Source organism: Acetobacter orleanensis (genome assembly GCF_001581005.1).
In the GTDB taxonomy this organism is placed as follows: domain Bacteria; phylum Pseudomonadota; class Alphaproteobacteria; order Acetobacterales; family Acetobacteraceae; genus Acetobacter; species Acetobacter orleanensis.
This window is the reverse complement of the sequence record NZ_LHZV01000064.1, coordinates 170,453-183,867: the sequence shown is the minus strand read 5'-3', so window position 1 is coordinate 183,867 and position 13,415 is coordinate 170,453. Positions and strand designations below refer to the sequence as shown.

Sequence of the window (13,415 nt, the reverse complement as noted above, 5' to 3'; positions counted from 1 at the left end):
GCGGTTTCTAAGCGATCAAACACTCACTGTCAACACGCTTCAAAATTTTATTCAGACTGGCGGGAAACCGGGACTGAATCGAGTTTCACCCCATCTGAAAAACCCCTTCAGGCGCCTCTTTTAATCATTAAAGAAAATCCATTTTTTGGATTTAGGCGTTAAGCGTGAGCTTTTCATAGGTGCGGAACCACGAGACAAAGCGCTGCACGCCGTCTTCCAGCACGGTTGTGGGGTGCCAGCCGGTAAGAGACTGAATGGCGTCAATACTGGCCCATGTCTTTTCCACATCGGCCTGCGGGCGCGGCAAAAGGCGTAGATTCGCTTTCCGGCCCAACTCGGCTTCCAGCAGAGAGACAAGATAGCGCACGGATTCCGGCCTGTGGTTGCCGATATTCAGCACCCGCGCCTCCCCTGCTTCTGGCGGCTTTTCAAACACAGCCAGAACGCCCGCGACCACATCCGCAATATAGGTGAAGTCTCGCGCTAGCCCAGCGCCCTCATACAGGGTGACGTCTTCCCCCCGTACAATGGCGCGGGCAAAGCTGTAATAGGCCATGTCCGGACGACCCCACGGCCCATAAACCGTAAAGAACCGCAGGCCTGTTTGCGGCAGACCATAGAGATGGCTGTAGGTGGAGGATGTGAGTTCTCCCGCCCGTTTTGTCACAGCATAAAATGAGCCGGGCTCATCCACCCTGTCCGTTTCACGGAACGGCATGGACGTATTCCGCCCATAGACGGATGAGGAGGAGGCATAGACCAGATGGTCCAGCCGCTTCAGTTTGCGGGCAAACTCCAGCACAGCGACATGGCCGAGCACGTTACTATCCGCAAACACATACGGGTCACGCATGGAATAGCGCACGCCAGCCTGCGCGGCGAAATGGAAAATACCCCGAATATCGGGTTCTAGCGCTGCCAAAGTATTCAGCGCGTCAGGCTGGGTCAGATCAAACTGGTGAAATACAAAACCCGGCGCCTGCCCAAGCCGCTCCAGACGAGCCAGCTTGAGTGCGGGGCTATAATATGAGTTGAGGTTATCGATTCCGATAACCCGCTCCCCTCTGTCCAAAAGCGCCCGGCTGACATGATAGCCAACAAATCCGGCTGCCCCGGTTACTAAAAACGTCACGCTACTGCCCCGTTACATTCCCGCCGCCGGGGCTGAATGCACCCCGTAGCCAGAATGCTTTGTGTCAGGATTTTTTCTCCAGAGACGGTGCTTCCACCCGATCACCCACAGTAATGCCTAACTTGGCCGTAACACCACCCGCCAGTTCCAGCGTGGCCGTCACCGGGCCATGGCTGCTGATATGAGCCAGACTGCGTGGCACGGCATTTTCTGCAATGGCCTGAATCCGATGATCTGTCCCGATGAAGACGATGTCTAGCGGGACCAGTGTATTTTCCATCCACATATCGCTCTGCTGCGGGGTGGCCCACAAGAACAACATGCCGTTATCCGCAGGTAGGCTCGTGCGGAACATTTCCCCCACCTGCTGCTGGCGAAGGGTTGTAGCCAGTTCTACCGAGAAAACATGACGACCACTTGCTGAGGCAATTGTGAGGTTTTCCTTCGGCAGTGTTGCCTGAGCCTGTGTGGGTTCCCCCATCTCATCGGCCCGAGCCGGACCGGTTCCCAGCAGAAGGCCCGCTGCCAGACAGGTGGCGACCATGCCGCAAATACCCTTTTTCACTCACAAACTCCTGTTAGTCGGCACGAAGAAACGGATTGTTCTTACGTTCCTCACCTAATGAGGTCGCGCCACCGTGCCCCGGCATAATGACCATATTGTCTCCAAGTGGAAGTAATTTCTCCTTAAGATTGCTTATTAAGAGGGAACTATTTCCATAAGGAAAATCCGTACGGCCAATTGTACCACGAAACAGTGTATCCCCTGCAAAAATGAAACCAGCGTCTTCATCCACAAACACAACATGGCCGGGCGTATGGCCGGGAATATGGCGGACTAGAAAACTGCGGCCGAGCAGGTCCAGACGGTCTCCATCCTGCGTGTATCGGTCCACTGTTGCATTTTCCAGACCGGGCAGACCGAAGTGCCGGGCCTGATCAACAATGGAGGATAACAGAAAGTCGTCCTGCTTATCCGGCCCGATAACCTCTGGTGCCTTGCCCTGCGCCTCCGCCAGAGCGCGGCATAACGGGGCGACACCGCCCGCATGATCAAGATGACCGTGGGTGATGAGAATCGCATCCACCGTCAGATTCTGCTTGCGGATGACGTCCATCAGGAAATCCGCATCCCCACCGGGGTCCACAACCAGCGCGTGGCGGGTGGCGTCATCCCACAGCAGAGAACAATTCTGGCGGAACGGGGTAACAGGCAGAACCTGCAATTGCATACCGGGATAGATTAAGTGCACGGCGTCAGGCTCCTTTGAAAAAAAAACTGCCGCATGCAAAGCACGGGCAGTTTTTCAAACTTTAATTCCTGATTTAAAAAATCAGGAAGGCAGAACCCAGCCAGTTGCCGGGATATCAAAATGCTTGCGCAGATCATGGGCCGGAATGTTGGTAAAGTCTTTATCAAACGTCTTGATCAGCTTGGCCGTAGCAGGCTTGCTCAGATGCTGACGAATTTCATGCAGCACAGGCGCCGGAGCGGCCAGCACAAAGCCGTCAATTGCCTTACCGCTGTTGATCAGAGCGTTCATACGGTCAGCCACAACGCGTGCAAAGCCGTCTTTGGCGGCGTCTTTCGGGGTCGCGCCTGTTGGCATTTTGCCCGGAGTCGCTTCGTGCTTTTCGCTGTCGAAGTCCTGCACGTCGTGCATTTTGCCTTCGCTGTCATGCAGGAAGCGCACTTTCCCACCATCTGCCACAACGTAAATAACGCGACCGTCTTGTGATTGGACCATAAAATTACTCCTCAAGGCTCTCAAAAGCACATGCGTTATGACATGGGCGTTCTTTCTCTGCGTATCAAGCCCCTGCCCCCTTGGAAACCTTCCACAAAGGCAGGCCAGACTCCCCCTTCATTCCGTGGGCACAACCAGCAAGGGCTGGTATAGACTGGGTCTTATGACTGTTCCTCTTTCCGCCCCCCAGCCGCTGACACCTCTGGACCATGCCCTTCTCTGGGTGCTTGAAGGCCATGCCGTAGTGCTTGCCACTGTTGTCGGGACGTGGGGCAGTTCTCCCAGACCGGCAGGCAGCCTGATGGCCATCAGCAGCACCGGCCGGGTAGAAGGGTCTGTAAGCGGCGGATGCGTGGAAACCGATGTGATTACCGCAGCACAGGCCATTATGGCTGGCGCGCCGCCGGAAGTGCTGTCCTACGGCGTGACCAGCGCCCGCGCGTGGGAAGTCGGCTTGGCCTGCGGGGGCAAGCTGGATGTGCTGGTAGAAGCTATCAACTCCTCCGCCTGCCCGTCCGGCACGCTGCCAGAAGGTTTGCTGGCTGAAGCCTGCGCGCGCCAGAATGCCCGGGAAGGTGTTTTGCTGGCCCGTACACTGGATGGCGCGAAGCATACACTACTGATGGGGGCATTACCTGACGAGATCACCCCCGTCTTTCCAGCGGAATTGCTGCCTTCTGCTCTGGCCAGTCTAGAATCTGGCCGGTGCCGGAATGAAACCGATGCACAGGGGATGGACTGGTTTTTGCAGCCTCTCACACCCCCACCGCGCCTGCTGATTGTGGGCGCTGTGCATATTGCCCAGCATCTCGCCCTTCTGGCCCGCATGACGGGTTTTTCCCCGGTTGTGATTGACCCGCGATCCGCCTTGGCGACCCCGGATCGCTTCCCCGGCTTTATTCTTGGGGAAACGCTCCTGACGGAATGGCCGGATGACGCCCTTGAAGAACTGGGGGTGGATGACATGACCGCCATTGTCACGCTGACTCACGATGCCAAACTGGACGACCCGACTCTGGAAGTCGCCCTGCGCAGCCCAGCTTTTTATATAGGGGCGCTGGGATCACGCAAAACACAGGCCAGCCGGGTTGCGCGGTTGCGTGAACTCGGGTTTTCCGAGCAAGAGATTAGCCGGATCCATGGTCCCGTCGGCCTGGCAATTGGCGCAATTGGCGCGGAAGAAATTGCTCTCTCTATTCTGGCACAAATTGTCGCGGTGCGTCGCAAGGCCGCACTAGCGGACAATCCGGGATGGTAACGCACCCTCAAAACGCGCCGATGGCCATTGTTCTGGCTGCGGGCCGCTCCTCCCGCACAGCCCCGGTCCATAAGCTGCTGGCGCCTGATGCGCAGGGTGTGCCCATGCTGGTACGCACCACCGCAACTGTTCTGGCGAGCAACGTGGGCAAAGTGGTGGTCATTTTACCACCGGACCGGGCAGACCTCTCTTCTCTTTTAAATATGGCTTTTCCAGCCCCCCCCCGACTGGAAATACGGATTGCGCAGGACGCACGGGATGGACTTTCCGCCTCTCTGCGAGTCGGGGTAGAGGCAGCGCAGGCGGAACAGGCGTCGGCCCTGCTGGTGTGTCTAGGGGATATGCCCCTTGTTTCGGTCTCCTTGCTTAACGCCCTCCTGCGCGACCACGCCACCTTCAAGGCTCCGGCCACGGCACCAGACCGGGGAGACGGCAAACCGGGCAATCCTGTTGTGTGGGACGCCAGCCAGTTTCCGGCTCTTGCTGCGGTAGAGGGTGATCAGGGAGGACGGGCGATTCTCCGCGCTCTCGGCCCAGCCGTGCATCGGGTTGCGGCCCGCATGGAGGAACTGGTGGATTTTGATACCCCGGAACGATTGGCCGCTTATGCCCGCTCCGCGCAGCTCCCCGGTTGACCGCACGGGCACACACCCCGAAAACTGAGGGTCTGTCGGCACGGAGCCGGCCAGCGCCTGCGCTGAAAACCAGAAGAGATCCTTATGAGCAAAATTCTGCGCACCAACCCCAACCCGATTCTCTCCGCTGCGGTTGAGTATCACGGCTTTATTTTCACGCAGGGCGTTGTCGCCCGGAATCTGGATGCCGATGCGGAAGGCCAGACCCGTGACATTCTCGAGCAGATCGACACCCTGCTAGAGCAGCATGGCACGGATAACACCCGCCTGCTTCAGGCCCAGATCTGGCTGAAAGATATCAAGGACCGTGATGCCCTGAACAAAATCTGGAGCGCATGGCTGCCGGAAAATGCGGCCCCTGCCCGCGCCTGCGTGCAGGCCGTGATGGCAGACCCGCGTATTCTGGTCGAAATTATGGTTACCACAACGAAATAACCAGTCTATCTCCAGCCCCATGTGTCTCACATCAGCGTGGCATCTCTGCCACAGCAAGGTCGAATCCATGGGGCTGGAACAGATCAGCAACTTTTTCCAATATTGTCCGGAAGTGCCGGAATTTGGGCAATGCCGTGGCAGGTCATAGGATTTTATTCCTATTTTCTTATTTTGAGGGGGACGGATTCATCAAACCCGACCCGATGCAATTTTGCCCCGCAATGAACGCTTGCCTGACTTGCGCAGATGTTTATACCTGAACCCCACATTGACTGAACCGTGATGCAAGAAAAGGCACGCTGAGATGCGACAGAAACGGCCCGGAAAATTTAACCTCGCGATGGCCGTTGTTTCTCTTCTGTCGTTATCCGCCTTTGTTCAGCCTGCCTCCGCCAAGGCCCGTCATTCTGTAAGCCACGGGCACCGCAGTAGTTCCCTGCATAAAATCACCTTTTCTTCCGCATCCTACCACGCAGCAGGCCGTTATGCCGCTGGCCGTTGGCACCCGGCTTCAGGCCGCCGGTTTGTTGCCCGCCGCAACTATGGTGGTGGTCACGTGATTCAGTGTGTTGCCTACGCAAAATCCGCTTCTGAAGTGATGCTGCACGGCAACGCGCGGGACTGGTGGCACAATGCCGCTGGCGTTTATGACCGCGGCAACGCACCGGAAACGGGTAGCGTGCTGAACTTCCGCAGCATCCGCCGTATGCCACTGGGCCACGTGGCCGTGGTGCGCAGCGTTATCAACAGCCGCACAATCATTATTGACCAGTCTCACTGGGCACAGGCTGGTATCAGCCACAACGTGCCAGTGATTGATGTGTCCCCCAACAATGACTGGTCAGCCGTCCGCGTCGCACTGAACAACCGCGCAGGCACTTACGGCTCCATTTATCCGACCTACGGCTTTATTTACCCGCGCACACCGGGTGAGCATGGCAACCGCCGTAACGATGTGATGATGGCTTGGGCCAAGAAAGCCAGAGCACAGGGTGGCGAAACCCAGCTGGCGCAGGCTCCGGAAAATGCGCACCCCATCACCAGTGGCGCGCAGGACAACGCTATTACCTTTGATGGCCAGCAGTAAGGCCTTCCGCCTCTCCTGAGGGTTCAGCAATAAGAACCGCCCCGGCTTATCCGGCGGCGGTTTTTTTTGTATCCGCATTTTTCTTGCTGCGTGCTTTCTGTACTGATAGGTAAACAATGAACCGATCAGTACAAAGAAAGCGCAATGACCAGACCTCTCCTCCCCCCATTCACCGAAGAGACAGCCCCGCAAAAAGTCCGTGCGGCAGAAGATGCTTGGAACAGCCGCGACCCTGCGCATGTTGCGCAGGCCTATACGCCGGACTGCTCTTGGCGCAACCGGACTGAATTTATTGAGGGCCGGGAGGACATCATCGCCTTCCTGACCCGCAAATGGCAGCAGGAACAGGACTACCGGCTGATCAAGGAACTCTGGGGATTCCGGCTGAACCGCATGGCGGTGCGCTTCGCTTATGAATGGCATGACAAAGCAGGCGAATGGTTCCGGTCCTATGGCAATGAACTGTGGGAATTTGAGGATAACGGCCTGATGCGCAGGCGTGTTGCCTCCATCAATGACCTGCCCATCCTTCAGGTTGACCGGAAACTACTCTGGACCGGGCCGCGCCGCCCGGATGATTTTCCCTCTCTAAGCGCGCTGGGACTTTAAGGCTCGTGGCGCGTAGCGTTGCTGAAAAAGCCGATATTCTCCCCCTTCTGGCCGAAGTTTTCCGCGAGCATGGCTATGAGGGTACCAGCCTAAGCCTGATAACGCAGGCCACAGGGCTGGGCAAAGGCAGCCTCTATCACTTCTTTCCCGGCGGGAAAGAGGAGATGATGGTCGCTGTGCTGGCTAGTATCGACCTCTGGTTTGAAACAGAGATTTTCCAACCTTTGCAAAACGCGGCCTCTCCGGACGTGGCGATTGACGCCATGTTTACAGCCGTGCGGACCTATTTTGCCTCTGGCCAGCGTGTCTGTCTGGTCGGGTTATTGGGACTGAGTGACAGCCGGGACCGATTTGCCGAGGCCATCCGGCGTTACTTTGCCCGCTGGGTTGAGGCACTTGCCATCGCCCTGCGCCACAGGGAGCAGACCAATCAGGCCGCGCGCGAACATGCGGAGCAGATTGTAGCCGGTATTCAGGGCGCTATTGTGCTGGCGCGGGCGCTGGATGCACCAGATGTTTTTGATCGTATCCTGAACGAGATGAGCAGCAGACAGACCGCCAAAAGCGGTGAATAATCATGCGGCGGGCTGCCCAGCCAGAGACTTCAGACACCGCCTCTGCCATAGCTGTTAAGGAAACCAATCGCTTTGCTGCTGACTGCTTCTCTGCCGTGCCTGATTGTTATCCTGAACTGGCTCTGGCCACTGGCCCTGCCTCTGGCACTAAAAATCTCTCTGGCGTTTCTTATGCTGGGGGCGTCGCAATATCTCTTCTGGTGTAAGCTCTCTTCCGGCTCGGTCTTTGTGCCGGAATTTCCACGCCCGGTGATTATCCTGTTCAACTGGGCGTTCGGGGCCATTCTTTTTTTGGCTTTGTTGCAGATCGTGCTGGATGTTGGCGCACTGGTTGAGGCGGTGGTGCGGGGGCAATTTGTCTCCATCCCCGATTCTGTGCGCTTTGCCGCTGCCGGGGCGGCTGGGCTGCTGGCTGCCGTCGCTGTTGCGGGCGCAATCCGGGTCCCGCCAATCCGCGACGTTACGGTGACAATTCCCGGCCTACCGCCTGCTTTTGAGGGCTACCGCCTGCTCCAGCTCAGTGACCTGCATATCAGCCGCTTGTTTCCCGCACGCTGGACACAGGCCGTGGTCACGCGCGCCAATGCTGCCGGGGCGGACCTGATTGTTGTTACCGGAGACTTTATTGATGGCTCCGTTGCCATGCGCCATGCAGATAGTGCGCCGCTGCAAAACCTGCACGCGCCGGACGGTGTGTTCGCCATTCCCGGCAACCATGAATATTTTTTTGATTACGCGGAATGGATGCGCCACCTCTCGGACCTTGGCATGTCCATGCTGCTTAATGCCCACACAGTTCTCACTCGCAATGGCACGCATCTGGTGATTGCAGGGGTGACAGACCTTTCTGCTTCGGGCCACGGCCAGATCGGACCAGATCTGCCAGCGGCTCTGACAGGCCGCCCACCCCTTGCCCCCGTTGTGCTGCTGGACCACCAGCCACGCGAGGCAGAAAAAGCCGCCGCGCAGGGCGTTGCCTTGCAACTGTCCGGCCACACACACGGGGGCATGCTGCCGGGCCTTGCCCGTCTTGTGGCGCGCGGTAATAACGGCTTTGTTTCTGGCCGTTACGCTGTTGGAGGTATGACGCTCTATGTCAGCAATGGCACTGGTCTTTGGCCCGGTTTTGCCCTGCGGCTTGCCTGCCCGCCAGAAATAACGCGTTTCTGCCTGCGGTCTGATCAGATGCCGGAGGGCAGGTAGCGGGAAGACACCTGCTTCCAGCGCGTTTTATACCGACCATTTCAATAAAAAAGGCGGCCCATCATGGAGCCGCCTTTTTTCATAATGTCTTTATGGAAAACAGTTTATTCCATCCATTCCGCAATATCAGGGCAAGAGCAGATCAGGTTCTTGTCACCATGCACGCTGTCAATACGGCCAACTGGCGGCCAGTATTTGGTGGCGAACTTAACGCCCGGCGGGAAGCAGGCATCCTGACGGGTATAAGCCTGCGTCCACGGTTCTGCCGTTACCACGCTGCCAGTATGCGGCGCATGGCGCAGGGCGGACTCTTCCGCAGTGATCTTGCCGTCTTCAATTGCCCGGACTTCTTCCCGAATGGCCAGCATGGCATCACAGAACCGGTCTAGTTCGGCTTTGCCTTCAGATTCCGTCGGCTCAATCATGAAGGTGCCAGCCACCGGGAAGCTGACCGTCGGCGCATGGAAACCGTAATCGACCAGACGCTTGGCCATATCATCCACCGTGACCCCGGCGATGTCTTTCAGAGGGCGCAGGTCGAGAATGCACTCATGCGCAACCCGGCCTCTAGCCCCGCGATACAGCACCGGATAGGCTCCGGCTAAACGGCTGACAATGTAGTTAGCGTTCAGAATGGCGACCTGCGTGGCGCGCTGAAGGCCCTCATCCCCCATCAGGCGGATATAAGCCCACGAGATCGGCAGGATGGAGGCTGAGCCGAACGGGGCAGCGCTCACGGCGAGTTCGGTATTCGCATCCGCAGGGTTTCCCGGCAGGAACGGGGTCAGATGGGCACGCACGCCAATCGGCCCCATGCCGGGTCCGCCGCCGCCGTGCGGGATGCAGAACGTTTTATGCAGGTTGAAGTGGCTGACATCCCCACCGTAATCCGCCGGGCGCGCCAGACCGACCTGCGCGTTCATGTTCGCGCCATCCACGTAAACCTGACCACCGGCTTCATGCACCAGATCACAGATTTCACGCATGCTTTCTTCAAACACGCCGTGGGTGGAGGGATAGGTGATCATCACCGCAGCCAGATCAGCCGCGTGGGCTTTCACCTTGGCCCGCATATCGTCAAGGTCGATATTGCCGTCCGCGTCACACTTCACCACAACCACCTGCATGCCCGCCATCTGGGCAGACGCGGGGTTGGTGCCGTGGGCGGAGGCCGGAATCAGGCAGACAGTGCGGTGAGCATTGCCCTGTGCGCGATGATAAGCGCTGATGGCCAGCAGACCGGCATATTCACCCTGTGCGCCGGAGTTCGGCTGGAAAGAAACGGCATCATACCCGCTGATGGCGCAGAGCCATTTTTCCAGATCAGCAAACAGGGTTTTATACCCCTCCGTCTGATCCTGCGGCGCAAACGGGTGGATGTCGCAAAAGCCCGGCCATGTGATGGGCAGCATTTCCACCGTGGCGTTCAGCTTCATGGTGCAGGAGCCGAGCGGGATCATGGTGCGGTCCAGCGCCAGATCCTTATCAGACAGGCGGCGCAGATAGCGCAGCATATCCGTCTCGGAACTGCATGCACTGAAAATCGGCTGTGTCAGGAAAGCGCTTTCACGCGCCAGTGCTTCCGGAATCACACTTGCCGCCGGAACCAATGCTGCGGCCATCTGGTCAACCCGGCCCTGCTCCGCACAGAATACGGACCAGACAGAGGCGACCGTTTGCGCGGAGCTGGTTTCATCCAGACTGATACCAATGCGGCCATGCCCGGCATCGCGCAGATTGATGCCAGCAGAGCGGGCACGAGCCAGAATGTCCTGCACCCCGGCTCCGGCCTGCACCGTAATCGTATCAAAGAAAGCGTTTGTTTCCACCGTAACGCCCAGCGCCCGCAGGCCAGCGGCCAGTGTGGCGGTCAGGCCGTTGATGCGGCGGGCAATAGCGCGCAGGCCTTCCGGCCCGTGATAGACCGCATACATCCCGGCAATAACAGCCAGCAGAACCTGTGCGGTGCAGATGTTGGAGGTCGCTTTTTCTCGCCGGATATGCTGCTCGCGCGTCTGGAGCGCCAGACGGTAGGCCGGACGGCCAGCACTATCGACAGACACACCCACCAGACGCCCCGGCATGCTGCGCTTCCACGCGTCCCGCACCGCCATATAAGCAGCATGCGGGCCACCAAAGCCCATGGGGATACCAAAACGCTGGGTAGAGCCGATGGCGATATCCGCGCCAAGTTCCCCCGGCGAGGTCAGCAGGGTCAGCGCCAACGGGTCCGCCGCCATCACGGCAATGCCGGATGCGGCATGGATGGCCTCAATCACGCTGCGCGGGTCCGCCACAGTGCCGAATGTGCCGGGATACTGGAACAGAGCGCCAAATACGTCCGCTGGCACCAGATCCGTCAGCGGGTTGCCGTAAACCAGCGTGATGTCCATCGGCTCGGCCCGCGTTTTCAGGACGGCAATGGTCTGCGGGTGGCAGTCCGCATCCACAAAGAACGCGGTGGCTTTGGATTTTGCCACACGCCGCGCCAGCGCCATGGCTTCTGCCGCCGCCGTTGCTTCATCCAGCAGGGACGCGTTGGCAATATCCAGACCTGTCAGTTCCGTAATCATGGTCTGGAAGTTCAGCAGTGCTTCCAGACGGCCCTGACTGATTTCCGGCTGATACGGCGTGTAGGCCGTATACCATGCCGGGTTTTCCAGAATATTCCGCTGGATCACGGCGGGCAGGATGGTGCCATAATAGCCCTGCCCGATGAGAGACGTCATGACCTGATTCTGATCGGCCAGTTCCCGCAGGCGGTCCAGAACGGCGGTTTCCGTCCAGCCAGCACCAATCCCCATAGGCTTTGTCGCGCGGATGGCAGCGGGAATGGTTTCCTCCATCAAAGCGTCCAGAGAAGATGCCCCAACGGTTTTAAGCATAACCGCCAGATCATCCTCCGTGGGGCCGATATGGCGGCCCACGAACGGCCCTGCCTCCGGCTGAAGGCCCGCGAAGGCCGGCAGAGTATCAACAGAAGAGCCAGTCGCGCGGCCCGAACCGGAAGCAATGGAGAACATGCAGAGGTATCCTGAAAAAGCTAAGCAGTAGTAAAGACGTTTCCCGATACCGTTTTATCAGGCGATAAAAGCGGCGTAGGCGTCTGCATCCATAAGGGCAGCAAGCTGCTCCGGGTTGGACAGGCGGAATTTGATAATCCAGCCTTCCCCTTCCGGGTCAGAACTAACGCGAGCCGGGTCATCAGACAGTTGCGGGTTGTTATCCAGCACTTCGCCATCAACAGGGGCATAAATGTCGGATGCCGCTTTGACGGATTCCACCACGGCGACGGAGTCACCCGCCTTCACCACGGTGCCGGAGTCACGGGTTTCCACAAACACCAGTTCACCCAGCTCTTCAGCGGCATGTTTGGTGATGCCGACTGTGGCGGTCTCGCCTTCTACGCGGAGCCATTCATGATCTTTGGTGAAATACAGGGTCATCTGGTCAGCACTCCATAAAACGATTTAATAAAAAAATGGGAAAAACGTGGCCTTACCGTTTGAAACGGGCAGCCACAAACGGCAGGGTGTGAACAGTTGCCGCCACCGCACGGCCACGCAGTTCCGCCACCACGGGCGTATGCGGGGCAGCGTGGTCCGTGGCGACATAGCCCATGGCAACCGGCGCTTCCACCGTGGGGCCGAACGCACCGGACGTCACCTTACCCAGCGGGGTTGTAAACGCGGCATCCGCATAGAGTGGCGCGCCACCACGCACCGGAGCACGGCCTTCCGGCAGCAGGCCCACGCGGCGGCGGGAGACGCCCTCTTCAAGCTGCGCCAGAATCACATCCGCGCCGGGGAAGCCCCCTGCGCGCGCGCCGCCACGACGACGGCTTTTCTGGATGGACCATTCAAGTGCTGCTTCAACCGGGGTCGTGGTTTCATCAATATCGGAACCATACAGGCACATGCCTGCTTCCAGACGCAGGCTATCGCGTGCGCCAAGGCCGATCAGTTTTACAGCGGGTTGTTCCAGCAGCTTACGGGCCACACGGTCGGCTTCCGTAACGGGGACGGAGATTTCAAACCCGTCTTCCCCCGTATAGCCGGAGCGGGAAATGACGCAGGGCGTGCCATCCACGTCCACTTCCAGCACATCCATGAACTTCATGTCCCGCACGGCAGGGGCGAGAACGGCCAGAGCCGCTTCGGCTTCCGGGCCTTGCAGGGCGAGCAGGGCGCGATCATCCAGCACCTCAATCTCGCAGTCGGTCAGTGCGGCCCTGAGGTGCGCGATATCGGCATCCTTACAAGCGGCGTTAATAACCAGCAGGAGGGAGTCCCCCATCCGGGCAACCATCAGGTCATCCAGAATGCCGCCTTGTTCATTGGTGAACTGCGTGTAGCGCTGCTTGCCATTTTTCAGCGCCACCATATCCGCAGGCACAAGGCGTTCCAGCGCATGGGCTGCGGCCTCTCCGCCGCCAGAGCGCGCACGCAGGCGCACCTGCCCCATGTGAGAGACATCAAACAGGCCTGCATGTTCACGCACATGCCGATGCTCCGCCATAATGCCATCGGCATAATTCAGCGGCATGGCATAGCCCGCAAACGGCACCATCTTGCCGCCTGCTTCCGTATGCAGCGTGTAGAGGGGGGTATGAAGGAGAGTATCAGCGCTCATGGCCGCAGCCTTCCGTAAGAGGTTGGGGCCGGGTTTCACACGCTGTAAAAAGGGTCACGACGTAAGACAACATAAGGGGCCCCGGACCAGGATAATCCGTC

General features: G+C 58.6%; 14 protein-coding genes. 7 read left to right on the top strand and 7 right to left on the bottom strand.

Annotation, left to right across the window (positions count from 1 at the left end):
* Nucleotides 1–151: 151 nt before the first annotated feature.
* The 4 genes from AD949_RS09965 to AD949_RS09950 form a co-directional block, all read right to left on the bottom strand.
* Nucleotides 152–1,132, bottom strand: a complete 981-nt coding sequence (locus AD949_RS09965) for an NAD-dependent epimerase/dehydratase family protein (protein ID WP_048835084.1) — start codon at nucleotides 1,130–1,132, stop codon at nucleotides 152–154.
* Nucleotides 1,133–1,196: 64 nt separating this feature from the next.
* Nucleotides 1,197–1,676: a DUF192 domain-containing protein gene (locus tag AD949_RS09960; RefSeq protein ID WP_048835083.1), complete on the bottom strand. Its 480-nt coding sequence runs from the start codon at nucleotides 1,674–1,676 to the stop codon at nucleotides 1,197–1,199.
* A 34-nt stretch (nucleotides 1,677–1,710) separates the two neighbouring features.
* The gene (locus tag AD949_RS09955) at nucleotides 1,711–2,364 is read right to left on the bottom strand and encodes an MBL fold metallo-hydrolase (protein WP_048835093.1); all 654 of its coding nucleotides are present in this window, start codon (nucleotides 2,362–2,364) and stop codon (nucleotides 1,711–1,713) included.
* Nucleotides 2,365–2,466: 102 nt separating this feature from the next.
* Nucleotides 2,467–2,880, bottom strand: a complete 414-nt coding sequence (locus AD949_RS09950; protein ID WP_048835082.1) for a host attachment protein — start codon at nucleotides 2,878–2,880, stop codon at nucleotides 2,467–2,469.
* A 163-nt stretch (nucleotides 2,881–3,043) separates the two neighbouring features.
* On the opposite strand from AD949_RS09950, the gene AD949_RS09945 reads away from it, so the two are divergent.
* From AD949_RS09945 to AD949_RS09915, 7 genes are all read left to right on the top strand, one after another.
* Nucleotides 3,044–4,138, top strand: a complete 1,095-nt coding sequence (locus tag AD949_RS09945) for an XdhC family protein (RefSeq protein WP_048835092.1) — start codon at nucleotides 3,044–3,046, stop codon at nucleotides 4,136–4,138.
* Nucleotides 4,132–4,773 carry a nucleotidyltransferase family protein gene (locus AD949_RS09940; RefSeq protein ID WP_048835081.1) on the top strand — a complete coding sequence of 214 codons (642 nt, stop codon included), beginning with the start codon at nucleotides 4,132–4,134 and terminating at the stop codon, nucleotides 4,771–4,773. The genes AD949_RS09945 and AD949_RS09940 overlap by 7 nt, the downstream gene beginning before the upstream one ends.
* 84 nt (nucleotides 4,774–4,857) lie before the next feature.
* A complete protein-coding gene (locus AD949_RS09935) occupies nucleotides 4,858–5,208 on the top strand; it encodes a RidA family protein (protein WP_048835080.1) in 351 nt (116 codons plus the stop codon).
* 304 nt (nucleotides 5,209–5,512) lie between these two features.
* On the top strand, nucleotides 5,513–6,295 hold the full coding sequence (locus AD949_RS09930; RefSeq protein ID WP_048835079.1) for a CHAP domain-containing protein: 783 nt from the start codon (nucleotides 5,513–5,515) through the stop codon (nucleotides 6,293–6,295).
* Nucleotides 6,296–6,439: 144 nt separating this feature from the next.
* Nucleotides 6,440–6,904 (top strand): nuclear transport factor 2 family protein, encoded by a 465-nt coding sequence (locus tag AD949_RS09925; RefSeq protein WP_048835078.1) that lies wholly within the window; start codon nucleotides 6,440–6,442, stop codon nucleotides 6,902–6,904.
* A 5-nt stretch (nucleotides 6,905–6,909) separates the two neighbouring features.
* The gene (locus tag AD949_RS09920; RefSeq protein ID WP_048835077.1) at nucleotides 6,910–7,479 is read left to right on the top strand and encodes a TetR/AcrR family transcriptional regulator; all 570 of its coding nucleotides are present in this window, start codon (nucleotides 6,910–6,912) and stop codon (nucleotides 7,477–7,479) included.
* Nucleotides 7,480–7,551: 72 nt separating this feature from the next.
* Complete coding sequence (locus tag AD949_RS09915) at nucleotides 7,552–8,682, top strand: metallophosphoesterase (protein ID WP_048835076.1); 1,131 nt, start codon at nucleotides 7,552–7,554, stop codon at nucleotides 8,680–8,682.
* 104 nt (nucleotides 8,683–8,786) lie between these two features.
* Here AD949_RS09915 and gcvP read toward each other — a convergent pair whose 3' ends face one another.
* From gcvP to gcvT, 3 genes are read right to left on the bottom strand one after another with little or no spacing between them, the layout of a single operon-like run.
* Entirely contained in the window at nucleotides 8,787–11,705 is a 2,919-nt protein-coding gene (gene gcvP, locus AD949_RS09910) for an aminomethyl-transferring glycine dehydrogenase (RefSeq protein ID WP_082064613.1), read from the bottom strand.
* Between the two features lie 57 nt (nucleotides 11,706–11,762).
* Nucleotides 11,763–12,128 (bottom strand): glycine cleavage system protein GcvH, encoded by a 366-nt coding sequence (gene gcvH, locus AD949_RS09905; protein WP_048835075.1) that lies wholly within the window; start codon nucleotides 12,126–12,128, stop codon nucleotides 11,763–11,765.
* A gap of 52 nt (nucleotides 12,129–12,180) precedes the next feature.
* The gene (gene gcvT, locus AD949_RS09900) at nucleotides 12,181–13,314 is read right to left on the bottom strand and encodes a glycine cleavage system aminomethyltransferase GcvT (RefSeq protein ID WP_048835074.1); all 1,134 of its coding nucleotides are present in this window, start codon (nucleotides 13,312–13,314) and stop codon (nucleotides 12,181–12,183) included.
* Between the last annotated feature and the right edge of the window lie 101 nt (nucleotides 13,315–13,415).

Excerpts from the sequence above, each read along its gene's own strand:
- AD949_RS09960 (WP_048835083.1), bottom strand. The coding sequence starts at position 1,676 with ATGGTCGCCACCTGTCTGGCAGCGGGCCTTCTGCTGGGAACCGGTCCG.
- AD949_RS09945 (WP_048835092.1), top strand. The coding sequence starts at position 3,044 with ATGACTGTTCCTCTTTCCGCCCCCCAGCCGCTGACACCTCTGGACCAT.
- AD949_RS09955 (WP_048835093.1), bottom strand. The coding sequence starts at position 2,364 with ATGCAATTGCAGGTTCTGCCTGTTACCCCGTTCCGCCAGAATTGTTCT.
- AD949_RS09950 (WP_048835082.1), bottom strand. The coding sequence starts at position 2,880 with ATGGTCCAATCACAAGACGGTCGCGTTATTTACGTTGTGGCAGATGGT.
- AD949_RS09940 (WP_048835081.1), top strand. The coding sequence starts at position 4,132 with ATGGTAACGCACCCTCAAAACGCGCCGATGGCCATTGTTCTGGCTGCG.
- AD949_RS09930 (WP_048835079.1), top strand. The coding sequence starts at position 5,513 with ATGCGACAGAAACGGCCCGGAAAATTTAACCTCGCGATGGCCGTTGTT.
- gcvT (WP_048835074.1), bottom strand. The coding sequence starts at position 13,314 with ATGAGCGCTGATACTCTCCTTCATACCCCCCTCTACACGCTGCATACG.
- AD949_RS09925 (WP_048835078.1), top strand. The coding sequence starts at position 6,440 with ATGACCAGACCTCTCCTCCCCCCATTCACCGAAGAGACAGCCCCGCAA.
- gcvP (WP_082064613.1), bottom strand. The coding sequence starts at position 11,705 with ATGTTCTCCATTGCTTCCGGTTCGGGCCGCGCGACTGGCTCTTCTGTT.
- AD949_RS09935 (WP_048835080.1), top strand. The coding sequence starts at position 4,858 with ATGAGCAAAATTCTGCGCACCAACCCCAACCCGATTCTCTCCGCTGCG.
- gcvH (WP_048835075.1), bottom strand. The coding sequence starts at position 12,128 with ATGACCCTGTATTTCACCAAAGATCATGAATGGCTCCGCGTAGAAGGC.